Origin of the sequence: Actinopolyspora mortivallis DSM 44261, assembly GCF_000384035.1 — a bacterium.
In the GTDB taxonomy this organism is placed as follows: Bacteria; Actinomycetota; Actinomycetes; order Mycobacteriales; family Pseudonocardiaceae; genus Actinopolyspora; species Actinopolyspora mortivallis.
This window is the reverse complement of record NZ_KB913024.1, coordinates 2510090-2535766: the sequence shown is the minus strand read 5'-3', so window position 1 is coordinate 2535766 and position 25677 is coordinate 2510090. Positions and strand designations below refer to the sequence as shown.

At 69.1% G+C, this 25677-nt stretch carries 21 protein-coding genes; 16 read left to right on the top strand and 5 right to left on the bottom strand.

The features are described from left to right. The first annotated feature begins 141 nt into the window (after positions 1–141). Positions 142–846, top strand: coding sequence for a hypothetical protein (locus ACTMO_RS0111955; RefSeq protein WP_019854933.1), 705 nt, complete (start codon positions 142–144; stop codon positions 844–846). A 141-nt stretch (positions 847–987) separates the two neighbouring features. Further along, positions 988–3183: an NAD-dependent DNA ligase LigA gene (gene ligA, locus ACTMO_RS0111950; protein WP_019854932.1), complete on the top strand. Its 2196-nt coding sequence runs from the start codon at positions 988–990 to the stop codon at positions 3181–3183. An 82-nt stretch (positions 3184–3265) separates the two neighbouring features. On the opposite strand, the gene ACTMO_RS0111945 is transcribed toward ligA, so the two are convergent. Next, the gene (locus ACTMO_RS0111945; protein WP_026449145.1) at positions 3266–3919 is read right to left on the bottom strand and encodes an ACT domain-containing protein; all 654 of its coding nucleotides are present in this window, start codon (positions 3917–3919) and stop codon (positions 3266–3268) included. Positions 3920–4214: 295 nt separating this feature from the next. Between ACTMO_RS0111945 and gatC the strand changes: the two genes are divergently transcribed. The 4 genes from gatC to gatB are packed head-to-tail and all read left to right on the top strand — an operon-like array spanning position 4215 to position 7760. Further along, positions 4215–4514 carry an Asp-tRNA(Asn)/Glu-tRNA(Gln) amidotransferase subunit GatC gene (gene gatC / locus ACTMO_RS0111940; RefSeq protein ID WP_019854930.1) on the top strand — a complete coding sequence of 100 codons (300 nt, stop codon included), beginning with the start codon at positions 4215–4217 and terminating at the stop codon, positions 4512–4514. Then, positions 4514–6064: an Asp-tRNA(Asn)/Glu-tRNA(Gln) amidotransferase subunit GatA gene (gene gatA, locus ACTMO_RS0111935; RefSeq protein WP_019854929.1), complete on the top strand. Its 1551-nt coding sequence runs from the start codon at positions 4514–4516 to the stop codon at positions 6062–6064. The genes gatC and gatA overlap by 1 nt, the downstream gene beginning before the upstream one ends. Beyond that, positions 6061–6255: a hypothetical protein gene (locus ACTMO_RS0111930; protein ID WP_019854928.1), complete on the top strand. Its 195-nt coding sequence runs from the start codon at positions 6061–6063 to the stop codon at positions 6253–6255. The genes gatA and ACTMO_RS0111930 overlap by 4 nt, the downstream gene beginning before the upstream one ends. After that, a complete protein-coding gene (gene gatB / locus ACTMO_RS0111925) occupies positions 6252–7760 on the top strand; it encodes an Asp-tRNA(Asn)/Glu-tRNA(Gln) amidotransferase subunit GatB (RefSeq protein WP_019854927.1) in 1509 nt (502 codons plus the stop codon). Before ACTMO_RS0111930 ends, gatB begins: the two co-directional genes overlap by 4 nt. A 67-nt stretch (positions 7761–7827) precedes the next feature. Here the strand turns inward: gatB and ACTMO_RS0111920 are convergent, their stop codons facing one another. Further along, positions 7828–9018 carry a PQQ-dependent sugar dehydrogenase gene (locus ACTMO_RS0111920; RefSeq protein ID WP_245556144.1) on the bottom strand — a complete coding sequence of 397 codons (1191 nt, stop codon included), beginning with the start codon at positions 9016–9018 and terminating at the stop codon, positions 7828–7830. A 168-nt stretch (positions 9019–9186) separates the two neighbouring features. On the opposite strand from ACTMO_RS0111920, the gene ACTMO_RS0111915 reads away from it, so the two are divergent. Continuing rightward, positions 9187–9894, top strand: a complete 708-nt coding sequence (locus tag ACTMO_RS0111915) for a DoxX family protein (protein ID WP_157062870.1) — start codon at positions 9187–9189, stop codon at positions 9892–9894. Between the two features lie 50 nt (positions 9895–9944). Here ACTMO_RS0111915 and ilvD read toward each other — a convergent pair whose 3' ends face one another. Then, positions 9945–11789 carry a dihydroxy-acid dehydratase gene (gene ilvD, locus ACTMO_RS0111910; RefSeq protein WP_019854924.1) on the bottom strand — a complete coding sequence of 615 codons (1845 nt, stop codon included), beginning with the start codon at positions 11787–11789 and terminating at the stop codon, positions 9945–9947. 168 nt (positions 11790–11957) lie between these two features. Beyond that, positions 11958–12539 carry a PH domain-containing protein gene (locus ACTMO_RS20965; protein ID WP_019854923.1) on the bottom strand — a complete coding sequence of 194 codons (582 nt, stop codon included), beginning with the start codon at positions 12537–12539 and terminating at the stop codon, positions 11958–11960. Between the two features lie 296 nt (positions 12540–12835). Between ACTMO_RS20965 and ACTMO_RS0111900 the strand changes: the two genes are divergently transcribed. From ACTMO_RS0111900 to ACTMO_RS0111865, 8 genes are all read left to right on the top strand, one after another. After that, positions 12836–14668, top strand: coding sequence for an acetolactate synthase large subunit (locus tag ACTMO_RS0111900; protein WP_019854922.1), 1833 nt, complete (start codon positions 12836–12838; stop codon positions 14666–14668). 8 nt (positions 14669–14676) lie between these two features. Further along, positions 14677–15183 carry an acetolactate synthase small subunit gene (ilvN, locus tag ACTMO_RS0111895; RefSeq protein WP_019854921.1) on the top strand — a complete coding sequence of 169 codons (507 nt, stop codon included), beginning with the start codon at positions 14677–14679 and terminating at the stop codon, positions 15181–15183. Positions 15184–15226: 43 nt separating this feature from the next. After that, positions 15227–16222 carry a ketol-acid reductoisomerase gene (ilvC, locus tag ACTMO_RS0111890; protein ID WP_019854920.1) on the top strand — a complete coding sequence of 332 codons (996 nt, stop codon included), beginning with the start codon at positions 15227–15229 and terminating at the stop codon, positions 16220–16222. A 102-nt stretch (positions 16223–16324) separates the two neighbouring features. Next, complete coding sequence (locus ACTMO_RS0111885) at positions 16325–16582, top strand: DUF397 domain-containing protein (RefSeq protein WP_019854919.1); 258 nt, start codon at positions 16325–16327, stop codon at positions 16580–16582. A 239-nt stretch (positions 16583–16821) separates the two neighbouring features. Continuing rightward, on the top strand, positions 16822–18417 hold the full coding sequence (gene serA, locus ACTMO_RS0111880; RefSeq protein ID WP_019854918.1) for a phosphoglycerate dehydrogenase: 1596 nt from the start codon (positions 16822–16824) through the stop codon (positions 18415–18417). 261 nt (positions 18418–18678) lie between these two features. Next, entirely contained in the window at positions 18679–19722 is a 1044-nt protein-coding gene (locus ACTMO_RS0111875; protein WP_019854917.1) for a 3-isopropylmalate dehydrogenase, read from the top strand. 307 nt (positions 19723–20029) lie between these two features. Next, positions 20030–21715 carry a citramalate synthase gene (cimA, locus tag ACTMO_RS0111870; protein ID WP_019854916.1) on the top strand — a complete coding sequence of 562 codons (1686 nt, stop codon included), beginning with the start codon at positions 20030–20032 and terminating at the stop codon, positions 21713–21715. A gap of 66 nt (positions 21716–21781) precedes the next feature. Next, positions 21782–22564 (top strand): fumarylacetoacetate hydrolase family protein, encoded by a 783-nt coding sequence (locus ACTMO_RS0111865; RefSeq protein WP_019854915.1) that lies wholly within the window; start codon positions 21782–21784, stop codon positions 22562–22564. A gap of 81 nt (positions 22565–22645) precedes the next feature. Here the strand turns inward: ACTMO_RS0111865 and ACTMO_RS0111860 are convergent, their stop codons facing one another. Further along, on the bottom strand, positions 22646–23884 hold the full coding sequence (locus ACTMO_RS0111860; protein ID WP_019854914.1) for an FAD-dependent oxidoreductase: 1239 nt from the start codon (positions 23882–23884) through the stop codon (positions 22646–22648). 99 nt (positions 23885–23983) lie between these two features. Here ACTMO_RS0111860 and gltX point away from each other — a divergent pair, with 99 nt between their 5' ends. Next, on the top strand, positions 23984–25516 hold the full coding sequence (gltX, locus tag ACTMO_RS0111855; RefSeq protein ID WP_019854913.1) for a glutamate--tRNA ligase: 1533 nt from the start codon (positions 23984–23986) through the stop codon (positions 25514–25516). The last annotated feature ends 161 nt before the right edge of the window (positions 25517–25677 follow it).

Below are 25677 nucleotides of genomic sequence, written 5' to 3'. Positions count from 1 at the left end.
CCCACGAACGGGTAAGCGATGCTGATAGGAAGTCCCCCGGGGGGTGACCCCGTGGCCGAGGAGTCTCGTTTTCCGGCGCGCGGAGGGGACTTCGGCTGCCGTGCTCGTTACCGAACACCGGGACAGGAAGGGAGCGGGACCGTGCTGGGATTCGTGCGTCGCGTACTCGGTCGGTGGAGACGCGGACGGAACCGGGAGCCCGGGGATTCGGTCTCCCCGGAGGAGGCCCGGCGGCGTGCCCGTGCCTTCTGGCGGCGCTGGGAGGAGCTGCTTCCCCTGGTGGGCTCAGCCCTGGGGGACGGAACCCCGCATCGGGTGGACCACCAGCTGGCCGAGGCGGTCGCCGAACTGCACCCCGGGTTGAACTTTTCGATCGAACGGGGGACGGAAGCCGTCTACGCCCTGGTGCTCACCTCCCAGGCGGATCCGGAGCTGCGTCCCTACACCGACGCGTGGAAGGCGGAGGCTCCCGAACCCGACTCGCTCTGGGAGTACCACGACGCGGTGCCGCCCGTGCCGGACCCCACGGAGGTGACGGTGAACCTGCACGGCAAGGGCTATCCGCTCGGGCAGGTCCGGGTGGCCGCCCAGTACGACGAGAGCAGGCAGCTGGTCGACGTCGCCGTGTACCACCCCGGCTTCGCCGAGCTGGAGGCCGCCGAGCGGGAGGCACTGACGTTTCTGCCCCTGCACGCCACCCTGGGGGAGAGACTCGCGGCCGACCGGCTGGGACGGGTGGAGACGGCCGTCGTTCCCCCGGAGGGAGCGGTGGACCTGCTGAGTTTCCGGGAGCGAGTGCGGGCGCTGGCCGGACAGCACGGTTCCGGGAGGGACGCGGGAGGCTGATCCGGGTCCGCACGGCGGAAACGCTGTTCGGAGCGGGCACGAGCCGTGCTCGGAAACGGGCAGCCCCGCGGTGTTCACCCGGCGGGGTGCGGAGCGCGGGGAGCGCGCGCCGGTGTCGGGACCGCTGGTTAGTCTCGGGACGTGACCGGCAGCGAACGTACACACGAGCACGATCCGCGGGACACGGCGACGGTGAGCGGGGAGACGGAACGGGAGGATCTTCCCCCGGGTTCCCCGGACACCGAACAGGCCGAGGGGTTGGAGGACGTTCCCCGGCAGACGCGCGCTCGCTACGACGAACTCGTGGAGCAGGTGCGCTTCCACCAGTTCCGTTACTACGTGCTCGACTCCCCCACCATCACCGACGGGGAGTTCGACGAGCTGTTCGTCGCCCTGCAACGGATGGAGGAGGAACATCCGGCACTGCGCGGTCCGGACTCTCCCACCCAGCAGGTCGGTGGAACCTTCTCCACGGAGTTCACCGCTGTCGACCACCTGGAACGGATGCTCAGCCTCGACAACGCGTTCAACGTCGAGGAACTGTCCGCCTGGGTGCACCGGGTCGAACGTGAGACCGGCACCACGCCGCACTTCCTGTGCGAACCGAAGATCGACGGGCTGGCGGTCAACCTGCTGTACCGGGACGGCAGGCTGGAACGGGCGCTGACCCGGGGGGACGGCCGGACCGGGGAGGACGTGACGCTCAACGTCCGCACCATGCGGGACGTGCCGGAGCGGTTGGCGGAGAGCTCGGAGTACCCCGTGCCCTCCCTGGTGGAGATCCGCGGCGAGGTCTACTTCCGGCTGGACGAGTTCGCCGAGCTCAACGCCTCGCTGGTGGAGGCGGGCAAAACGGCGTTCGCGAACCCGCGCAACGGTGCCGCCGGTTCGCTGCGGCAGAAGGACCCACGGATCAGCAAGACCAGACCCCTGCGGTTGATCTGCCACGGTCTCGGGAAACGGGAGGGATTCGAACCGGCCACCCAGTCGGCCTCCTACGCGGCGTTGCGTGCCTGGGGGTTGCCCGTTTCCGAGCACACCGTGGTGCTGTCCTCCCTGGAGGATTTGGTCGAGCACGTCCGTTACTGGGGGGAGCACCGCCACGACGCCGAGCACGAGATCGACGGAATCGTGATCAAGGTCGACGACGTGGCCCTGCAACGCAGGCTGGGGACGACCTCGCGCGCCCCCCGGTGGTCCATCGCCTACAAGTACCCGCCCGAGCAGGCGACCACGGAGTTGACCGACATCCGTGTCAACGTCGGTCGAACCGGGCGGGTCACTCCCTACGCCGTGATGCGTCCGGTGAAGGTGGCGGGCTCGACGGTGGCCATGGCCACGCTGCACAACACCGACGAGGTGCGACGCAAAGGGGTGCTGATCGGCGACCGCGTGGTGATCCGCAAGGCCGGCGACGTCATTCCCGAGGTCCTCGGGCCGGTGGTGGACGCCCGGGACGGCACCGAGTGGAGCTTCACCATGCCCGACACCTGCCCCGAATGCGGTTCGGAGCTGCGGCGGGAGAAGGAGGGCGACGTCGACATCCGCTGCCCGAACGCACGTTCGTGCCCGGCGCAGTTGCGTGAGCGGCTGTTCCACCTCGCGGGAAGGGGGGCCTTCGACATCGAGGTGCTGGGCTACGAGTCGGCTTCGGCGCTGTTGGACGCGGGGGTGCTCGTCGACGAGGGCGACGTGTTCCACCTGGACGAAGAGAAACTGCTGCGCACCGAGTTGTTCCGGGCCAAGGACGGTTCGCTGACGGTCAACGGACACAAGCTGCTGAACAATCTGGAGTCGGCCAAGCAGCAACCGCTGTGGCGGGTGTTGGTGGCGCTGTCCATCCGTTTCGTGGGCCCCACGGCGGCCCAGGCGTTGGCCCGTGAGTTCGGTTCGCTGGACTCCGTCGAGAAGGCGGACGAGGAGGAACTCGCGGCGGTGGACGGGGTGGGTCCCACGATCGCCCGGGCGGTTCGCGAGTGGTTCGAGGTGGACTGGCACCGTGAGGTGGTCCACAAGTGGCGTGCCGCCGGAGTGCGGATGGAGGACGAACGCGACTCCGCCGTGCCGCGCAACCTCGAGGGGCTGTCGATCGTGGTCACCGGTTCCCTGCCGACCTACTCGCGGGACGAGGCCAAGGAGGCGATCATGAACCGTGGGGGCAGGGCCGCCGGATCGGTGTCGAAGAAGACGGCCTTCGTGGTGGTCGGTGACGCCCCCGGATCGAAGTACGACAAGGCGGTCCAGCTCGGTGTGCCGGTTCTGGACGAGGAGGGTTTTCGGGTGCTGTTGGAACAGGGCCCCGAGGCGGCCGAGGAGAGGGCCCTGGAGCCCGGATGAGCCCGTCGCCGGGCCCACCCGCTCGCCCCGTCGGGACGTGGTCTCGCGGGAACGGGGCCGGGTGGGCACTGGGGGTGCGGGCTCAGCCGTCCAGCACCACGGCCACGATGCCGGCCAGGTGGGCCAGCCGGGCCACTTCCGAGGTGCGGAACCTCGGACCGCCCGGGCGTCCGGCCAGCAGCACGCGGTCGGGCTTGCCGATGGGGGTGGCGGCCAACTCGGTTCCCAGCTCCCGCCAGGTCTCCGGAACCCACGAGTCGTCCGCGTCGAGGACCGTCGCCCGGGGAAGAGGCAGCCAGGGGAGCTGGAGGTGTTCGATCTCCGGGGCGGAGCCGCTGGAGGCGAGGTGCTCGGAGCCGCCCGCACGGTGCGCGAAGACCATCGCCCACCCCGAACGGATGATCCGGGGAACTCCCTCGGCGAACAGCTCCAGCCCACGAGCCGGCTCGGCCGCGATCTCCTCGACCAGCTCCAGCTCGCGGTGCGTGTCCAGCACTCCCGCGTAGGGACGCACCGCGTCGACCCGCACTCCCTCCACCGACTCGGCGGCCGTGATCAACACGTCGGGGAGTCTGCCGGAGGGCAGTTCGACGACCAGGTCGTCCACCGCCCCGTCGCTGCTCCGCTCCACCACGTCCACACCGAGAATGTCGGCTCCGATCTCGCCCAGCGCGCCCGCCACCGCCCCGAGAGTGCCGGGACGGTCCGGGATCTGGACCCGGATGAGGAAGGACACCGGTTTCACGCCTCCAGCCTCGTGCGCGGCACCTCGCCGTCCGCGCCTGACGGTTCACCGGCGGTCCGTGACCGCCGTGCTTGGAGCAGACCGGCCAAATTGTGACAGACGTGGGAGGCTGTCGATCGGGCGTGGCCGTGAACTCCGTGTGAACCGGAGCTCGGCGGACGAACCACCCGTAGGCCCCCGAGGCCGCTGCCCATAGACTCGATGACACCTCATTACCCCGAACACGTGTGGTAGCCGGAAACGAACGGATACCAGAAAGAACCGGACATGATAAGGGGTCCGCGCATTGTCCACGATCTCCCGTGACGAGGTGGCGCACCTCGCCGGACTCGCCAGACTGGCCGTTTCCGAGGAGGAACTCGACCGGTTCGCAGGTCAGCTCGATGTGATTCTCGACGCGGTGGCCAGGGTGGGCGAGGTCGCCGCCGACGACATACCGCCCACGTCCCACGCGGTACCGGTGACCAACGTCTTTCGGCCCGACGAGGTACGCGAGGGGCTCTCCCGGGAGCAGGCCCTGGCCGGAGCTCCGGCGACCGAGGAGAACAGGTTCCGCGTACCACGGATTTTGAACGAGGAGGCGTGATGACCTCGACGACGTCCGGTCCGGAGGGGGGCGGTGCCACCGAGCTCACCCGTCTGACGGCCTCCGAACTGGCAGCCCGACTCGCCTCCGGCGAGGTGTCCGCGGTGGAAGTCACCCGGGCTCATCTCGACCGTGTCGAAGCGGTGGAGCCCGCGGTGGGAGCCTTCCTCCACGTGGACCGGCGGGAGGCGCTCGAAGCGGCGCGCCGTGCCGACGAGGACCGCGCCGCGGGCAGGGCGGTCTCGCCGCTGGCGGGAGTACCGCTGGCGCTCAAGGACGTGTTCACCACCACCGACATGCCCACCACCTGTGGTTCGAAGATGCTGGAGGGGTGGGTCCCGCCGTACGACTCCACGGTGGCGGCGCGCCTCCGCGAGGCCGGTGTGGTGATTCTCGGCAAAACCAACATGGACGAGTTCGCCATGGGGTCCTCCACCGAGAACTCCGCCTTCGGTGCCACCCACAATCCCTGGGATCTGGAGCGGGTACCCGGTGGTTCCGGTGGTGGCTCCTCGGCGGCGCTGGCCGCCTTCGAGGCGCCGCTGGCCATCGGGACCGACACGGGCGGCTCCATCCGCCAGCCCGCCGCGGTCACGGGCACCGTGGGAGTCAAGCCGACCTACGGCGGTGTCTCACGCTACGGCCTGGTCGCCTTCTCCTCCTCCCTGGACCAGGGAGGACCGTGCGGACGCACCGTGTTGGACGCGGCCATGCTGCACGAGGTCATCGCCGGGCACGACCCGATGGACTCGACCTCGATCGACGCGCCCGTGCCCGGGGTGACGGCCGCGGCGAAGGAAGGAGCCGCGGGTGACCTCCGGGGGGTCCGCGTGGGAGTCGTCCGCGAGTTCTCCGGGGAGGGCTACCAGCGGGGAGTGCTGGACTCCTTCCGTACCGCCGTGGAAACCCTCACCGAACTCGGTGCCGAGGTCGTCGAGGTCTCCTGTCCCCACTTCGAGTACGCCCTGGGGGCCTACTACCTGATCGCCCCCAGCGAGTGCTCCTCGAACCTCGCCCGGTTCGACGCCATGCGTTACGGGCTGCGCGTCGGTGACGACGGGGACCGCAGCACCGAGGAGGTCATGTCCCTCACCAGGGAGCAGGGCTTCGGTGCCGAGGTCAAACGACGGATCATGCTCGGCACCTACGCGTTGTCCTCCGGTTACTACGACGCCTACTACGGTCAGGCGCAGAAGGTGCGGACGCTGGTCAGCCGGGATTTCGCGGCCGCGTTCGAGCGGGTGGACGTGCTCGTCTCCCCGACGACCCCCACCACCGCCTTCCGCATCGGGGAGCGGGCCGACGACCCGATGGCCATGTACCTGGCCGACCTGTGCACGATTCCCAGCAATCTCGCCGGCAACGCGGCCATGAGCGTGCCCTCCGGGCTCGCGGCGGAGGACGGTCTGCCGGTCGGACTGCAGATCATGGCTCCCGCCATGGCCGACGAACGGCTGTACCGGGTGGGGGCGGCCTACGAGGCGGCCAGGAACGCCGCCGCGGGCGGCGCGCTGATCGACCGTGTTCCACAGTTGGAGGTGGCCCGATGAATCCCAAGCTACGGGCGTTGCTCGCGGTGGGAGCCGAGTTGTCCAGGGGAATTGGCCTACGCGGCAAGATCCGTCAGGCCCACAGGGACAGGGACCGGCTGGTGATGGCCGACGCGATCGTCACCGTTCTCGGGCTGATCACCGGGGTGGCGTTGGCGGTTCGTGAGGTACGTAAGGCGGGACAGCGATGACGGCGGTCGCCGAGATCATGGATTACGACGAGGTGCTGCGTCGTTTCGATCCGACGTTGGGCCTCGAGGTGCATGTCGAGTTGTCCACGGCCACCAAGATGTTCTGTGGCTGTGCCAACGAGTTCGGCGCCGAGCCGAACACGCGGGTGTGCCCGGTCTGTCTGGGGATGCCCGGTGCGTTGCCCGTGGTCAACGGCACCGCCGTGGAGTCGGCCATCCGCATCGGTCTGGCGTTGAACTGCGAGGTCGCCGAGTGGTGCAGGTTCGCGCGGAAGAACTACTTCTACCCGGACATGCCCAAGAACTTCCAGACCTCGCAGTACGACGAGCCGATCGTCTTCGACGGTCATCTCGACGTGGAGCTCGACGACGGGCAGACCTTCCGTGTGGGCATCGAACGGGCGCACATGGAGGAGGACACCGGCAAGTCCTCCCACGTGGGGGGTGCCGACGGCCGGATCCACGGTGCCGAGCACTCCCTGCTGGACTACAACAGGGCCGGGGTTCCCCTGATCGAGATCGTCACCAAGCCGATCACGGGAGCCGGGGAACGTGCCCCCGAGGTCGCGCGTGCCTATGTCACGGCGCTGCGCGACCTGCTGCGTTCCATGGGGGTTTCCGACGTCCGGATGGACCAGGGATCGCTGCGCTGCGACGCGAACGTCTCGTTGGCCCCCAAGGGTGAGACCGGTTTCGGCACCCGTACCGAGACGAAGAACGTCAACTCCTTCCGCAGCATCGAGCGCGCCGTGCGTTTCGAGATGCGCAGACAGGCCACGCTGCTGAGCAACGGCTCGGAGATCGTGCAGGAGACCAGGCACTTCGACGAGTCCACGGGGGAGACCTCCTCGGGACGGCGCAAGGAGGAGGCCGAGGACTACCGGTACTTCCCCGAACCGGATCTGGTTCCCATCGCTCCCTCCCGGGAGTGGGTGGAACAGCTGCGCGCCACCCTCCCCGAGATGCCGTGGGAACGGCGCAGGCGGGTGCAGCAGCAGTGGCAGCTCTCGGACGAGGAACTGCGTGACCTGGTCAACGCCGGTGCCCTGGATCTCGTCTCGGCCACCGTGGACGCCGGGGCCACGCCGTCCGAGGCCCGTTCCTGGTGGGTGGCCTATCTGAGCCAGCGGGCCAACGAACGTGGTGTGGAGCTGGCCGCGTTGCCGATCACGCCGTCCCAGGTGGCCAGGGTGATCGAGTTGGTGGGGGAGGGCAAACTCACCCACAAGCTCGCCCGGCAGGTCGTCGACGGGGTGCTGGAGGGGCGTGGTGAACCCGACGAGATCATCGCGGCCGACGGGCTGGAGGTGGTCTCCGACGACTCCTCGCTGCGGGCCGCCGTGGACGAGGCCCTGGCCGCCCAGCCCGACGCCGCCGAGAAGATCCGTGGTGGCAAGGTCCAGGCCGCCGGTGCGATCGTCGGCGCCGTGATGAAGGCGACCAGCGGGCAGGCCGACGCCAAACGGGTCCGCGAGCTGGTGCTGGAGGCCTGCGGGCAGCAGTGACCTCCCGCGGAGCACGCGGCCGGTTGTGACGGCCGCGTGCTCCCCGGCGAGGCCGGACCGGTCGGGTCTACTCCTTGCCTCCTCCGCCTCCGGAGGGTGGCTCGACCCGGATCACCCGGTCGTCGCTGGAGACAGGATCTCCGCCGTTCCTGTTCGAGGTGCCCAGCCACAGCATCCCGTCCGGTCCTCCCGCCGCCGCGGAGAAACGTCCGTAGGTGTCCTCCAGTCCCCGCTGGGGCTCTCCGGTGAAGGTTCCCTCCGGGCCCGGGCGCATGGTGGAGACGGCCTGTTGCCCGCTCAGGGTGACGACCAGGCTCGCCCCCACGGTGGCGCAGTCGGAGATCCCCGGGTTGTCCCGCCAGCTCCACGCTGGGGGGCCTGTTTCCTCCCCGGGGACGAGCCGGTGGAGTATCTCGCGGTCCGACCCGCGGTCGGTGACCCAGAAGGCCGTGCCGCGCTCGGCGGCACACACTCCCTCCGGAGTGGTGAGCCCCGTGGAGACCACCGGAGAGTCCGGGGAGGGATTGTCCTCGGTGGGTTCGCCGAAGGAGTCGATCCGCAGGAGCTTTCCGGCCAGGTTCTCCGGGTCGGAGGCCCGCTCCGGCGAGCCCGCGTCGCCGGTGGCGACGATCAGGGAGTCCCGGCCTCCCACGGTGATGGCCCCGCCGTTTCCGCTGGGTCCACGCGGGATGCCGGTGAGTACGGCCTCGGGTGGGTCACCGGGGGCTATGCGCACCACCCTGTTGTCCGTCTCGGTGGTGACGTAGGCGTAGACCAGACCGTCCTCGGCGTAGCTGGGAGAGAGGCTGAGTCCGGTCAGACCTCCTCCGCCGGTGGGGTCGACCGGGATCCTGGTGATCTCCTCGGTGGGGCGCCCGGTGTGCACCCGCAGGACACGCCCGGTGGTGCGTTCTCCCACCAGCGCGGAGTTCCCTCCCGGCAGCGCGGCCACCGCGCCCACCGGTGCCAGGCAGGTGGCGACCACGGCCGGGTCGGGGTCGGTGCATCCTTCCGGTGGTTGTTCCGGGCGGGAGCGGGGACGCTCTCCGGAGGGCGGTTCCTGCTCCTCCCCCTCGACCCGGGGTTCCGGGCCGGCCTGGGGACGCAGCGAGGGCTGCTCCCGCCAGCTCCGCGGGTGCTGCTCGGGGAAGTCGGCGCATCCCCCCACGAGGGCGAGGGCGGTCAGCACGGCACCGGCGACCGCGTACCTGCCCGGTACACGGCCGCGGGGTTCTCGGTTGCCTGAGTGGAGCACCACGGTCACCGACGATAGCCGTTGCGCGGTGAACACGGCACGTGAGGCCGAGCGCCGGTCGCCGCGGGGACGTTCCGGAGGAGGGCTTTCCGTAGCCATCCTCCGGCAGGAGGCCCGCCGATCGCGCCGAAAGGGTCGCACGCTCCGATGTGGATGTCCTAGCCTGCCAGCGTGCGCATCCACGATGATCGGCCCGACGAGAACGGGTGGTCCGTGTCACCGAACGATTCCTCGCGGGCGGACCCTCTCGGTGTCGACCCGCCCAAGACGGGGGGCGTCACCGGGCTCGACTACTACGACGACGAGGCCTACGGGAACACCGGGGCGGGAGCGCTGCGTGGGGACCTGGAGTTCCACGACGAGTTCCCCACCGTCCCGGAGGGCACGGCCTGGCACCGGGGCCTCGATCTCGGTCTGCTGCTGGTGCGTTCGGTGCTGGGGGTGGTCTTCGTCGCCCACGGTGCCAGGAAGCTTTTCGGGGCCTTCGGGGGAGCCGGACTCGACGGCACCGCAGAGGTGCTGGCCGCCGCGGGGTTCCGCCGCACCGAGGTGCTGGCCGCGGTCACCGGGGTCACCGAGTTCGGAGCGGGGATCCTGCTGGTCCTCGGGCTGTTCACCCCCCTGGCCGCCGCCGGGGTACTCGGTGTGATGACCGGTGCCGTGCTGCTGCGGGCGGGGGACGGGTTCTTCCTGGACCAGGGAGGAGCGGAGTATCCGCTGCTGGTGGGGGCGGTGGCGTTGGGCCTGCTGTTCACCGGCCCGGGCAGAGCCTCCGTGGACAACGGCAGTGTGTGGTTCCGACGTCCGGTGCTCAGCGGCACCACGGGGCTGCTGCTGGCCGCGGCCGTCGTGACCGGGGTGTTGTTGGGGCTGCGCTGAGCGGTTCCGTGGCACACCGGTCGGCGCCCGTCGGGACGCCGACCGGGGACTCACCGTGCGAGGGAGCGCACCGCACCGAACGAGGCCGAGGTGGCCAGGCTCGCGTAGGCACGAAGCGCGGTACTCACCTCCCGCTGCCGTTCGTGCGGTTGCCACGGGTGCTCGGAGCTGTCCATCTTGGCCCGGCGTCGGTCCAGTGTCTCGTCGTCGACGAGGAGTTCGAGTTCACGCTTGGCCACGTCGACGAGGATCTCGTCACCGTCCTGGACGAGTCCGATCGTTCCGCCGTTGGCGGCTTCGGGGGAGACGTGTCCGATCGACAGTCCCGAGGTTCCGCCGGAGAAACGCCCGTCGGTGACCAGGGCGCACTCCCGGTCCATGCGCGCTCCCTTGAGGAAGGCGGTCGGATGCAGCATCTCCTGCATACCGGGACCACCGGCGGGACCCTCGTACCGGATGACCAGCACGTCGCCGGCCTCGATCTCCTTGTTGAGGATCGCGGAGACGGCCTGCTCCTGGCTTTCCAGCACCCGCGCCCTGCCGTGGAAGCGCCAGAGCTCCTCGTCCACGCCCGCCGTTTTGACCACAGCCCCGTCCGGGGCCAGGTTCCCGCGCAGCACGGCCAGTCCGCCGTCCGGGGTGTGGGCGTGGGCCACGTCGCGGATGCATCCGTTCGCGGCGTCGGTGTCCAGTGAGGACCAGCGGTTGTCGGTGGAGAACGCCTCGGTGGTGCGCACACCACCCGGTGCGGCGTGGAAGAGTTCCACCGCCCGAGGACTCGGCGACTTCCCGCGAACGTCCCACCGGGACAGCCACTCATCGAGGTTCGCGCTGTGCACGGAGCCGACGTCGCGGTGGAGGAGACCGGCACGGTCGAGTTCGCCGAGTATCGCCGCGATGCCGCCCGCCCGGTGGACGTCCTCCATGTGGTAGGTGGAGTTGGGGCTGACCTTGGCCAGGCAGGGAACCCGCCTGCTGATCTCCTCGATGTCGGAGAGCGTGAAGTCGATCTCACCCTCGCGGGCCGCCGCGAGAGTGTGCAGCACGGTGTTCGTCGAGCCGCCCATGGCCATGTCCAGGGCGAGCGCGTTGTCGAAGGCCTTCTTACCGGCGATCGAGCGCGGCAGCACCGTGGCGTCGTCGTGCCGGTACCAGCGTTCGGCCAGCTCGACCACCGTGCGTCCCGCGTCCTCGAACAGGTCGCGGCGTTCGCGGTGGGTGGCCAGGGTCGAGCCGTTGCCGGGAAGGGCCAGGCCGAGGGCCTCGGTCAGGCAGTTCATCGAGTTCGCGGTGAACATGCCCGAGCACGAGCCGCAGGTGGGACAGGCGGACCGTTCCACCTCGGTCAGTCCGGCCTCGTCCACCTCGGAGTTCGCCGAGGCGGCGATCGTGGTGATCAGGTCGGTGGGGGCGTGGGCCACGCCGTCGACCACCACGGCCTTGCCCGCCTCCATCGGTCCTCCGGAGACGAACACGGTCGGGATGTTCAGCCGCATCGCGGCGTTGAGCATCCCCGGAGTGATCTTGTCGCAGTTCGACAGGCACACCAGAGCGTCGGCGCGGTGGCCGTTGACCATGTACTCCACCGAGTCCGCGATGAGTTCCCGGGAGGGCAGCGAGTACAGCATGCCGCCGTGTCCCATGGCGATCCCGTCGTCGATCGCGATGGTGTTGAACTCGCGGGGAACACCTCCGGCGGCACGAACGGCCTCCGCGATCACCCCGCCCAGGTCACGCAGGTGTACGTGTCCGGGGACGAACTGGGTGTAGGAGTTGGCGATGGCCACGATCGGTTTGCCGAAGTCGTCGTCGCTCATGCCGGTGGCGCGCCACAGGGAGCGGGCGCCCGCGGCGTTGCGACCGTGTGTCGTCGTGCGGGAACGCAACTCGGGCATGGGGTAACTCTCACTTCGTGGGAAGTCGCCGGAGACGGCGAAGTTCGTCGCGCCTTGTGGGCGTCGTGGCGTTCGCGGTGAGTACGAGCCTACTCTGGGGATTTTTCGGTTCGTCTCGCGGTCTCCTTGTGCGGACTCTGTCCGTATCGTGAGAGATGCGCCGGGCGTTCAGGAGGTGGAGTCGTCGGTCTCCGGCGGCGTCGTGGCCAGGGGGTCCCGGATCCTTCCGCCGCTCAGCACGGACAGCCGCGGGAGGTCCCGGACTCTCACGACGGGCAGCACGATCCCACGCTCGGTGTCGGTCACCGCGCGAACCCAGCGCCGTTCGTCCAGGCTCAGGGCCCTGATCTCGGACCACTCCAGGTGGCGGGTGCGGAACAGCGTCCGCGCGGTCACGCCGGAACGATCGACCACCGTGCGTATACGAAAGATCCAGTAGAGCAGGCCGAGAGGGATCACGTACAGCACGGACAACCAGGGCAGGGCCATCGCCGCGGGGCTGATGCCCACGGCCACCACCAGGATCACCAGCACTGCGACCCGGGTGAACCGGAAAACCATGCGGGGGTTCTCCGGCAGGGCGTCCTCCTCCGCCGGATCGCTCCCCGAGTCCGTGCTCTCCGGGGCGGAGTCCGTGTGCTGGTCGTCGCTGTCCCGCCCGGCGGTGGCGGCTTCCGCCTCCTCCTGCGGAGGGTGGGAGTCGTGGGTGGTGCTGTCCGGCGTCGGCTCCGGGGTACTGGCTTGGCTCATTCCTCGATGGTCTCACCTGGGCAGCGGGGGTGGTTCGACGGCGCGGACTCCCGTGTCCACCGTGACTCCGCTTCCAGCCGTGACCACCATGTGGGAAGTTCTTCCCGTGGGTTTGACTTCCGTTGCCGCTCGGACTAACGTTCGCACCATGCTGCGCATCAACGACATTCTCGTACTTCCCGGGCGCGTCGACGCCTGAGGAGTACGAAGCGTCGACGCGCCAACCCTCGTTCGGCCCCGTGCCGGCGAGGGTTTTTTCGTGCCCGGCCCCATTCATCGACCACGAGGCAGAATCGATGACCAGCGCCAAAACCAGGCAGAATCCGACCCCGGAAACATCCTCGGGGCAGCGTCCGAAACCGGCTCCGCCCAACGGCGCCCCCGTCAGAGCCACCGGCGCCCAAGCGCTGGTCCGTTCACTGGAAGCCGTGGGCTGTGAGGTGGTTTTCGGCATCCCGGGCGGAACGATCCTCCCCACCTACGACCCGTTGCTGGACTCGACCAGGGTTCGCCACGTGCTCGTTCGACACGAGCAGGCCGCCGGACACGCGGCGACCGGGTACGCGCAGGTGACGGGAAGAACCGGGGTCTGCATGGCGACCTCGGGCCCCGGGGCCACCAACCTGGTCACCGCCCTGGCCGACGCGCACATGGACTCGGTCCCGGTCGTCGCCGTCACCGGCCAGCAGAGCACCGGTCTGATCGGTACCGACGCCTTCCAGGAGGCCGACATCTGCGGGATCACCCTGCCGGTGACCAAACACAACTTCCTGGTCACCGATCCCGCCGAGATTCCGCGCACCATCGCCGAGGCCTTCTACATCGCCTCAAGCGGGCGCCCAGGGCCGGTGCTGGTCGACATCCCCAAGGACGTCCAGCAGCTGACCACCTCGTTCTCCTGGCCCCCGGAGCAACGGCTGCCCGGTTATCGCCCCGTGGGCAAGCCCCACGGCAAGCAGATCCGCGAAGCGGCCAGGCTGATGACCACGGCGAGAAGGCCCGTGTTCTACGTCGGTGGCGGGGTGCTCAAGGCCGAGGCCTCCGCCGAGCTGGCCCAACTCGTCGACCGCACCGGCATCCCCGTGGTCACCACCCTGATGGCCCGCGGCGCCCTTCCCGACTCGCACCCCTCCCACCTGGGGATGCCCGGCATGCACGGAACGGTGCCCGCCGTGGCCGCGATGCAGCGCGCCGACCTGTTGATCGCCCTGGGGGCGCGCTTCGACGACCGGGTCACGGGACAGCTGTCTGGGTTCGCTCCCGAGGCCAAGGTCGTGCACGCCGACATCGATCCTGCGGAGATCTCCAAGAACCGGGTCGCCGACGTGCCGATCGTCGGCGACTGCAAGGAGGTCATCGCCGAGCTGACCGAGGCCGTCGACCAGGCCGAGAGCGAGTACGGTTCCGGCGATCTCACCGAGTGGTGGGAACAGCTCTCGGGGTGGCGCGAGCGTTTCCCGCTCGGATACGACTGGCCCTCCGACGGGACGCTCTCGCCCGAGTACGTGATCGAACGGATCGGGCAGTTGGCGGGCCCGGAGGCCGTCTACACGGCCGGGGTGGGACAGCACCAGATGTGGGCGGCCCAGTTCATCAACTACCAACGCCCGAGAAGCTGGTTGAACTCCGGCGGTCTCGGGACCATGGGATACGCCGTGCCCGCCGCCATGGGGGCCAAGGCCGGGGCCCCCGACCGTCAGGTCTGGGCCATCGACGGCGACGGCTGTTTCCAGATGACCAACCAGGAACTGGCCACCTGTGCCATCGAGCGCCTTCCGATCAAGGTGGCGGTCATCAACAACGGCAACCTCGGTATGGTCCGACAGTGGCAGAACCTTTTCTACGCCGAGCGCTACTCACACAGTGACCTCGGCACCCACCGGCACCGCATCCCGGACTTCTCGCTGTTGGCCGAGGCCCTCGGCGGGGTGGGTATGCGGTGCGAGTCCGCCTCCGACGTCGACAGCGTCATCGAGCGGGCCATGGAGATCGACGACCAACCCGTCGTCATCGACTTCGTGGTGGGCAAGGACGCGCAGGTGTGGCCGATGGTGGCGGCGGGCACCGGAAACGACGAGATCATGGCGGCGCGCGGAATCCGCCCGCTGTTCGACGACGACGAGGGGTGAGCGCGCCGATGAGCCGACACACACTCAGCGTGCTGGTGGAAAACGTTCCCGGGGTGCTGGCCAGGGTCTCGGGGTTGTTCTCCCGGCGCAGTTTCAACATCGAGTCCCTTGCCGTCGGCCCGACGGAACATCCCGAGATCTCGCGGATGACGATCGTGGTCTCGGTGGAGGAACAACCTCTGGAACAGGTCACCAAGCAGCTCAACAAACTGGTCAACGTCATCAAGATCGTCGAGTTGGACCCGGGCTCCTCGGTCCAGCGTGAGCTGTTGTTGGTGAAGGTGCGGGCCGACGCGTCGGTGCGCAGTCAGGTGCTGGAGACAGTGCAACTGTTCCGGGCCAAGGTGGTCGACGCCTCGCCGGAGGCACTGACCATCGAGGCCACCGGGGACTCGGACAAGCTCGACGCGCTGCTGCGCATGCTCGAACCCTACGGGGTTCGCGAGATGGTCCAGTCCGGAATGGTCGCCATCGGCCGCGGAGCACGTTCGATCACGGCAACCGCAGTGCGGTGATCCCAGCGGGGACACCGGAGAAAGGAACGAGGAACACAGTCACATGGCAACCGAGATCTTCTACGAGTCGGACGCCGACCTCGGCCTGGTGCAGTCGCGCAAGGTCGCCATCATCGGGTACGGCAGCCAGGGACACGCGCACGCGCTGAGCCTGCGCGACAGCGGTGTCGACGTCCGGATCGGACTGCCGGAGAACTCCGGGTCGCGGGAGAAGGCCTCCGAGGAAGGGCTGCGGGTGGTCACTCCCGCCGAGGCCTCCGCCGAGGCCGACCTCATCATGATCCTGGCCCCGGACACCAAGCAGCGGCAGATCTACGCCGACGACGTCGCGCCCAATCTCAACAGCGGGGACGCGCTGTTCTTCGGTCACGGGTTCAACATCCGCTACGGGCTGATCCAGCCGCCCTCGGACGTGGACGTGGCGATGGTCGCCCCGAAGGGGCCCGGTCATCTGGTGCGTCGTCAGTTCGTCGACGGCAAGGGTGTGCCCTGCCTGATCGCGGTGGAACAGGATCCCAGCGGCAACGCCCAGCAGCTCGCCCTGGCCTACGCGGCCGGGATCGGCGGCGCGCGGGCCGGGGTCATCAGGACCACGTTCACCGAGGAGACCGAAACCGACCTCTTCGGTGAGCAGGCCGTGTTGTGCGGTGGAACCAGCGCGCTGGTGCAGACCGGGTTCGAGGTGCTCGTCGAGGCCGGCTACCAGCCCGAGATCGCCTACTTCGAGGTGCTGCACGAGCTCAAGCTGATCGTCGACCTGATGTGGGAGGGGGGTATCGCGGGCCAGCGGTACTCCTGCAGCGACACCGCCGAGTACGGTGACCTCACCCGGGGCCGCCGGGTCATCGACGAGCACGTCAAGGAGTCGATGCGCCAGGTGCTGTCCGAGATCCGCGACGACTCCTTCGCCAAGGAGTGGATCGCCGAGGACGAGGCGGGCAGGCCGAGGTTCAAGGAGTTGCAGGCCGAGGGCAACGCCCACCAGATCGAGGAGGTCGGGAAGCGACTGCGGTCGTTGATGTCCTGGACCAGGAACTGAGACGCCGGTTCCCTCGGGTCGCTCGTCGGGTGCCCCACCGGACGAGCGGCCCGCCTCCGTTCACGGGGGGCCGTGCTGGACGGGCCGGTGTGGCGGGGCGCTATGATCCGCTCCGTGAGCGAGGAAACGCAGCCGGTCGATGACAAGGCGCACATCAGGGATCAGCTCGACTTCAGCAACGCTGAGTGGATCACCAGTACCGACGAGGACGACGAACCGGGCGTCGAGATCGCCTTCGTGGACGGTTACGTGGGGATGCGCAACGGCGCCGACCCGGACGGACCGGTGCTCGTGTTCACCCCCGAGGAATGGGACGCGTTCGTCGCGGGGGCCAAGGACGGCGAGTTCGACGAGCCGTGAGTCGGTCGGTTGCCCCGACTTCGCACGGGGAGTGCTCGGGGGTGCGCCGTTCGTGCCTGCTCGCACGGCGAGCGTGCCTCCGGGGCGCCGTTTTCCGACCGGGTCGGGTTCCCCGGCGTTACGGTGATACGTCCAACACTTGTGTGAACGGATTCTCATATCAGCGTTAAACTGCTGCACCGTCCGGCACAATGGCGTGCCTTTGCTTCGACCCTGACCTCTGTTACTGGAGCGCGCCCGTGACCAACGCAAGCCGTCCTGTCGTCCTGATCGCCGAGAAGCTGGCTCCTTCGGTGCTGGAAGCATTCGGAGACGAGGTCGAGATCCGCCACGTCGACGGCACCGATCGCCCCGCACTGCTCGAGGCCGTTGCCGACGCCGACGCGCTGCTGGTCCGTTCGGCGACGAAAGTCGACTCCGAGGTTTACTCCGCGAGCACGCGGCTGAAGATCGTCGCCCGTGCCGGTGTGGGACTGGACAACGTCGAGGTCCCCGCGGCCACCGAGCGCGGCATCATGGTGGTCAACGCCCCCACCTCCAACATCGTCTCCGCGGCCGAACACGCCATCGCGCTGCTGCTGGCCGTCTCCCGCAACGTCGCGGTCGCCGACGCGAGCCTGCGTGGCGGCGAGTGGAAGCGCAGCGCCTTCAGCGGCGTCGAGCTCAACGGCAAGACCGTCGGTGTCATCGGTCTCGGCAAGATCGGTCAGCTCGTCGCGCAGCGTCTGGAGTCCTTCGGCACGAAGCTGATCGCCTACGACCCCTACGTCTCCGCCGCCCGCGCCGCCCAGCTCGGTATCGAGCTGGTCAGCCTCGACGAGCTGTTGCAGCGGGCCGACATGATGTCCATCCACCTGCCGAAGACGGCGGAGACCCTCGGTCTCATCGGGGCCGAGGAACTCAAGAAGTGCAAGCAGGGCGCGATCATCGTCAACGCCGCCCGCGGCGGGCTGATCGACGAGGACGCGCTGGCCGACGCCCTGCGCAGTGGCCACCTCGGTGGGGCGGGGATCGACGTCTACAGCACCGAGCCGACCACCTCCAGCCCGCTGTTCGAGCTGTCGAACGTGGTCGTGACCCCGCACCTGGGAGCTTCCACGGTGGAGGCGCAGGACCGCGCCGGAACCGACGTGGCCCACTCCACGTTGCAGGCACTGCGCGGCGAGTTCGTGCCCGACGCCGTCAACGTGCAGGGTGGCCCCGTCGGCGAGGAGGTGCGCCCCTACCTGCCGCTGACCCAGAAGCTCGGCTCCCTGCTGTCGGCCGTGCTGGGAAGCACTCCGAGCTCGGTCACGGTCGAGGCCCGGGGCGAGCTGGCCGAGGAGGACGTCTCGATCCTGCAGCTGGCCGCGCTGCGGGGACTCTTCGCCGGGGCCGTCGACAGCCAGGTGACCTTCGTGAACGCTCCGCAGCTGGCCGAGGACCTCGGGGTGGACATCGATGTGAAGACCGCTCCGGAGAGCGCCAGCCACCGTAGCGTGGTCTCGGTGCGCGCGGTGCTGTCCGACGGGCGTACCGGGGTGGTCTCCGGGGCGCTGGACGGCCCGAACCAGACCGAGAAGCTGGTCGAGGTCAACGGCAGGCATTTCGACCTGCGGGCCGAGGGCAGCGTGCTGCTGCTGGAGTACCCGGACCGCCCGGGTGTCATGGGCAAGGTCGGCACCCTGCTCGGCGAGGTCGGGATCAACATCGAGGCGGCCCAGATCAGCCAGACCTTCGACGGTTCGGACGCGATCATGCTGCTGCGGGTGGACCGTCCGGTGGACACCGGGGTGCTGGAGCCGATCGGTGCCGCGGTCGGGGCCAAGACGGTACGCACCGTCAGCTTCGAGTGAGCCCTCCCGGGTGCTGTCCCGGGTGTTTTTCGAGGTTGTTCGCGCCGGGGGTCGTCGCGTGTGGCGGCGGCCCCCGGCGCGTTCGTGTGTGGTCGGTACATCTGTCGTCCGAACGAAGGACATTCACTCGATCAGGTGTCCCACGGTGCGGGAGATGCCGTCCACTCGGAGGGTCCGGCGTGCCGAGCGTTGATCGGGACGGGGTAGTCTGCCGCACAACGTTTCAGTCCCAAGTCGGGGCAGTACTCGGGAGGTGTGTGCATGCGGCTCGCTGTGATCCCAGGGGACGGGATCGGGCCGGAAGTGGTGGCCGAGGCGCTGAAGGTACTCGGGGAAGTGGTGCCCGAAACGGAGATCACCCGATACGATCTGGGCGCTGCTCGCTGGCACAACACCGGGGAGCTACTGCCCGAGTCCGTACTGGGTGAGATGCGTGAGCACGACGCCATCCTGCTCGGTGCGGTGGGGGACCCGTCGGTGCCCAGCGGAATACTCGAACGGGGACTGCTGCTGCGCCTGCGCTTCGAGCTCGACCACCACGTGAACCTGCGCCCGGCGCGGCTGTATCCGGGGGTGCAGAGCCCGGTGGCGGAACCGGGTGACATCGACATGGTGGTCGTGCGGGAGGGGACCGAGGGTCCCTACGCGGGCAACGGTGGCCTGCTGCGCAAGGACACCCCCCAGGAGGTCGCCACCGAGGTCAGCCTGAACACGGCCTTCGGCGTCGAACGCGTGGTCCGGGACGCCTTCGCCAGGGCCGCGGCACGTCCGCGCAAACATCTGACCCTGGTGCACAAGACCAACGTGCTCAGTCACGCCGGTTCGCTGTGGTCCCGCGTCGTCGAGGAACTGTCGTTGCAGTATCCGGACGTCACCGTGGCCTACGAACACGTGGACGCCACCACGATCCACCTGGTGCAGGATCCGAGCAGGTTCGACGTGATCGTCACCGACAACCTGTTCGGCGACATCATCACCGACCTGGCCGGCGCGGTCACCGGCGGTATCGGTCGGGCCGCCAGCGGCAACATCGACGCGACGAGGCGGAATCCGAGCATGTTCGAGCCCGTGCACGGCAGTGCACCGGACATCGCCGGCCAGGGGGTCGCCGATCCCACGGCGGCGGTGCTGTCCGTGGCTCTGCTGCTCGACCACGTGGGCTACACCGAGGCGGCCCGCCGGGTGCAGGCTTCGGTGGCCTTCGACCTGGCCACCAGGGACCACTCCGCCCCGGGCGCGACGCACGCCATCGGTGACCGGTTGGCCGCGCTCGTCTCCTCCAGGGAGGTCGTTCAACAGGCCTGAACGGCTGCCCGACGCGGATCCGGTTCCCCCGGAGCGCCTCCGGCGCGGAGGCCCGTGTCGGGCCCCGTCCTGTGTCCGCATGGCGGGAAACCGAGCCCACTGTGTGGTGGAGATGCGGTGTGTGCGACCATGTACCCATGGTCCGGCACGTACGGGACATTATCGGCGGGCGCGTCGGGTGAACTCGGTTTCGACACCCGACGCGCAGACCTCTCGCGGCCGCGAGAGGTCTTTTTTTGTTCCGCGCGAGACCGAACTCCCGTCCGCGCCACCAGGACCGAAAGGACTTCGCCCCTTGGGAGGGACAGTGAACCGCACCAGCCCGGCAGGAACACCGTCCGCGGACACCTTCCACGTCTACGACACGACACTCCGGGACGGAGCTCAGCGCGAGGGAATCTCCTACTCGGTGTCCGACAAGCTCGCGGTCGCGCGGACACTGGATTCGCTCGGCGTGGGATTCATCGAGGGTGGGTGGCCCGGCGCGTTGCCGAAGGACACCGAGTTCTTCCAGCGAGCGGCGGACGGGGAGCTCGAACTCAGGCACTCCGTGCTCACCGCCTTCGGTGCCACGCGCAGACCGGGTGTCTCCGTGCGGGAGGACGCCCAGGTCGCCGCGCTGCTGGACTCCCGGGCACCGGTGGTGACCCTGGTGGCGAAATCCGACCGCAGGCACATCGAGCGCGCCCTGCGTACCGAGGTGGAGGAGAACCGCGCGATGGTCGCCGACACCGTGCGCCACCTCGTCGAGCACGGACGTCGGGTCTTCCTCGACGCCGAACACTTCTTCGACGGCTACGCACACGACTCCGACACGGCGTTGCGCGTGCTGGAGGCGGCCGTGCACGCCGGAGCGGATCTGGTCTGCCTCTGCGACACCAACGGCGGTCAGCTCCCGACCGGCCTGGCGCACACGGTCGAGGAGGTCGTCGAACGCACCGGGTTCCGCGTCGGCATCCACTGCCAGGACGACACCGGTTGCGCGGTGGCCAACACCCTGGCCGCGGTGCAGGCCGGGGCCACCCACGTGCAGTGCACGGCCAACGGTTACGGCGAGCGCGCCGGCAACGCGGACCTGTTCGCCGTGATCGGCAATCTCGAGACCAAGCTCGACATCCCGGTGCTTCCGGAGGGCAACCTCGGTGAGCTGAGCAGGGTGTCCCACGCGCTGGCCGAGGTGGCCAACCTCGCCCCCGACACGCACCAGGCCTACGTGGGTACCTCCACCTTCGCGCACAAGGCGGGACTGCACGCCAGCGCGATCAAGGTGGACCCCGAACTGTACAACCACATCGAGCCGGAACGCGTCGGCAACGGGATGCGCGTGCTGGTGACCGAGATGGCCGGGCGAGCCAGTCTGGAACTGAAGGCGGCCGAGCTCGGGCTCGACCTCAGCGGTTCCCCGGAGGCGGTGACCGGCGCGGTGCAGCGGGTCAAGGAACTGGAGGCGCACGGGTGGTCGTTCGAGGGGGCCGACGCCTCCCTCGAACTGCTGCTGCGTCGTGAGCTCGCCCTGGCCGAGCAGCGCGCCCACGGAACGGAGGACGGGGTGGCACCCCGGGACTCCTTCGGAGCCCCGTTCGAGCTGGAGTCCTACCGGGTCTCGCTCGACCACCGCCCGGACGGGCAGGTGGTCTCCGAGGTCACGGTGAAACTCCATGTGCGCGGGGAACGCGTCATCGCCACCGCTGAGGGCAACGGGCCGGTCAACGCTCTGGACGCGGCCCTGCGCACGGCCCTCGTCCCCCGGCTGCCGTGGTTGGACGAGGTGGAGCTGGTGGACTACAAGGTGCGTATTCTCACCGACACCTCGGGTACGGACGCGGTGACCCGGGTGCTGGTCGAGTCGAGGGACGAACACCGGGAGTGGACCACGGTGGGAGTGCACGGCAACATCGTCGAAGCCAGCTGGTACGCGTTGCGGGACGCCTTCGCCCACAAGGCGATACGACGTTCGGAGGTGGCCGAGGCGAGCCTGCCGAACGGCGGATGACCAGGCGAGTCGTTGCCCGTCCCGACACGTAGGCTGTTCGGGGAACGTAGACAACGGAGGTTTCGCTTGCGCCTGGCACGTGTTGCTCAACCCGAGGGGGTCTCGTTCGTCGCCCTGGAGCCGGACCCCAACTCTCCTGGCGAGAAGGTACTCGCCGTCGAGATCGACCAGCACCCGTTCGGGGAGCCGACGTTCACCGGTCGCAAGTGGCCGATGGCCGACGTGCGACTGCTGGCGCCGATCCTGCCGACCAAGGTGTTGTGCGTGGGCAAGAACTACGCCGAACACGCCCGGGAGATGGGCTCGGAGGTGCCGTCCAACCCGGTTCTGTTCATGAAGCCCTCCACGACGATCATCGGCCCGAGCGCCCCCATCAAGATGCCGCCCGACGCCGAGCGGGTGGACTACGAGGGGGAGCTGGCGGTCGTGATCGGACAGCCGTGCAAGGACGTCCCGGAGGCACGGGGCACCGACGTGGTGCTCGGTTACACGATCGCCAACGACGTGACCGCCCGCGACCTGCAGCGGGCGGACGGGCAGTGGACGCGGGCGAAGAGCTACGACACCTTCTGCCCGCTCGGCCCGTGGATCGACACCGCCGTGGACGCCTCGGACCTGGGGCTGCGCACGGAGCTGGACCGCGAACTCAAGCAGGAGTCCCGCACCTCCCTGTTGTTGCACGACGTGGGGGGACTGGTCTCCTACGTCTCCCGGGTCATGACCCTGTTGCCCGGTGACGTGATCCTCACCGGCACCCCGGCCGGTGTCGGGCCCATGGAGCCCGGCCAGAAGGTCTCGGTCTCCATCGAGGGACTGGGCACGTTGACGAACCCCGTCCAGCGGGCCTGAGCCCGTCGCCGGTCCGGTCCGGCCGGAGCCGCGGCCGGACCGGACGTGGCCGGGCGCCGCCGTCCGAGGACTCCGCGAGGCTCACCCGTGCCGGAGGGCGCTGTTGGGGGGACGTTCCGGCAGAGCGCCGTAGGCGAAGACGTACGGCGGGATCGCGCGCAGCAACGGAATCCGTGGCAACAGTCGCAGGGGGAGCGGAAGTCCCACACGCGTGCCGAAGTCGATGTCACCCCGCAGACCCGGTTCGACGACGTTGTCGTGGACGGCGCGTTGCGCCCGTTGCAGCAGGGCGGTCACCGGTTTCCTGCGGCGCTGGACGGCGGCGACGTGGTGTCTGCGCAGACGTCCCCGTCGGAGGGGATCCGCGAGGTGGCGGGCCGCTGCCACGGCGTCCTGCACCGCGAGGTTGATGCCGATTCCGCCCACCGGGGACATCGCGTGAGCCGCGTCGCCGATGCAGAGCAGCCCCGGCACGTGCCACCTGCGCAGTCGGTCCAGTTTCACGTGCAGGAGCCTGACGTCCTCCCAGTCCCGGACGAGTTCGCGGCCGTCGTCGAGCCAGGGCAGTCGTCGCCGGAGCCGTTCGTTGAACTCCTCGACGGGGCGGTGGCGTTCTTCCGCGTCGGAGTCCTTGGGGATGACCGAGGCGACCTGGTAGTAGTCGTGCCGGTCGAGCAGAACGGTGAACGCGCCTCCGCTGATCGAGGCGTAGACCCCTCGCGGATCCCCCTGCCGACGTGGGAGACGGAACCACCGCACGTCCATCGGAGTGGGATAGGTCCGGGGGCGTGTCTCCGGGATCCGCCGGGCGAAGGAGTCCCTGCCGTCACAGGCCACGGTCAGCGTGGCCCGCAGCCGTTCGGTGCTTCCGTCCGTGCGGCGGTAGAGGACACCGTTGACCCTGCCGTGCTCGCGCAGCGGCCCGAGGACCTCGCTGCTCATCAGCAGGGTGAAGTTCGGTTCCCGGCGGGCCTCCTCCGCGAGCAGGTTGAGCAGGTCCCACTGGGGAACCATGGCCACGTAGTCGTACTTCAGGGGAGCGCGGCGGAAGTCGGCCAACAGCTGGGAGCGTCCCTCGGGGCCGACGGGGATCGCGACGCGGTCTATCCGGTTCTGGGGAAGTTCGGCGAAGCGCTCCGCCAGCCCCAGCTCCTCCAACAGGGACATGGTCGTGGGATGCACCGTGTCCCCCCGGAAGTCGCGGAGGAAGTCGGCGTGCTTCTCCAGCACGGTCACGGACACGCCCGCCCGGGCCAGCAGGAGACCGAGCACCATGCCGGCGGGGCCGCCACCGACGATGCAGCAGGTGGTTCCGGTCATCGTTCCTCCCAAAATTCAACGTTTGTTGAATAACGTCAGCATGAGTGGAACGGACGCGCCGGTCAACCCACCCCGGGTGGCGGATAGGCTGAACCAGTCATGAGCACGTCGAATGTCACCACAGCCGCCGAGCCCGACCGTCCCGTGCGCGCTCGTTTCTGCCCGTCACCCACGGGGACACCGCACGTCGGGCTGATTCGCACCGCCCTGTTCAACTGGGCTTTCGCCAGACACCACAACGGATCGTTGATCTTCCGGATCGAGGACACCGACGCCAGCAGGGACAGCGAGGAGTCGTACCAGTCCCTGCTGGAGGCGCTCCGTTGGCTGGGGCTGGACTGGGACGAGGGGCCCGACAAGGGCGGCCCCCACGGTCCCTACCGGCAGAGCCAGCGACACGAGATCTACGCCGACGTCGCACGCCGCCTGTTGGAGGCGGGGGAGCTGTACGAGTCCTTCTCGACTCCCCAGGAGGTCGAGCAGCGTCACCGGGAGGCGGGCCGCGACCCCAAACTGGGCTACGACAACGCGGATCGCGACCTCAGTGAACAGCGAAAGGCGGAGCTGCGCGCGGAAGGGCGCACTCCGGTGCTGCGGTTGCGCATGCCCGACCGCGACATCGGGTTCACCGACCTCGTCCGCGGTGAGGTCACCTTCCCCGCGGGAAGTGTGCCGGACCCCGTGCTGGTACGCGGCAACGGGGACGCGCTGTACACGCTGACCAACCCCCTCGACGACGCCCTCATGGGGGTCACCCATGTGCTGCGGGGGGAGGACCTGCTGTCCTCCACACCACGGCAGATCGCGCTCTACGAGGCGTTGCGGCGCTCGGGGATCACCGACATCACCCCCCGGTTCGGTCACCTGCCCTTCGTCATGGGCGAGGGCAACAAGAAGCTGTCCAAGCGTGATCCGCAGTCCGACGTCTTCCACCACAGGGAACGTGGTTTCCTGCCCGAGGGGCTGCTCAACTACCTGGCCCTGCTGGGCTGGTCCATTTCGGATGACCGGGACGTGTTCAGCGTCGAGGAGATGGTGCGTTCCTTCGACATCGGAAGGGTCAGCGCCAACCCCGCGCGGTTCGACCAGAAGAAGGCCGACGCCATCAACGCCGCCCACCTGCGCGCGCTGTCCGTGGACGAGTTCGTCGAACGGGTCGTCCCCTACCTGCAGCAGGGGGGTGTGCTGCCCGCCCGCCCCACTGCCGAGCAGTGGGAGCTCGTGCGCGGGGCCGCCCCGTTGGTCCAGGAACGGGTGGTGGTGCTCTCGGACGCGGTGGGGATGATGGGGTTCCTCTTCGCCGGCGAGGAGTTCGAGCCGGACCGGGACGCGGCCCGGAAGGCTCTCGGCGCCGACGCCGAACCCGTGCTGTCCGCGGCCGTCGAGGCGCTCGACGGGCTCGGCGAATGGGAGACCTCGGCGATCGAGAACGCGTTGAAGTCGGCGATCGTGGAGGGGCTGGGGATCAAGCCGCGCAAGGCCTTCACTCCCGTACGAGTGGCTGTCACCGGCCGTACCGTCTCCCCGCCCCTGTTCGAGTCCATGGAGCTGCTCGGCAGGCGGACCAGCCTTTCCCGACTGCGTGCGGCCCTGGAGCGCACGCGCGCGGAATCCACCGAGAACGGTTCCTGACCGGGTGTAGCGGGGCCGGCTCCCGGGGCCGGCCCCGAGGTCTCGGCGCCGGTGCGGACCGTGGGTCCGACACGGTGGCGTTGCTCCGGACGTGGTTCCGCGCTCCGCTGCACGTGCTGTTGCACGCCGGGACTAAACCGTGACAGTGATCTGAGTATCAC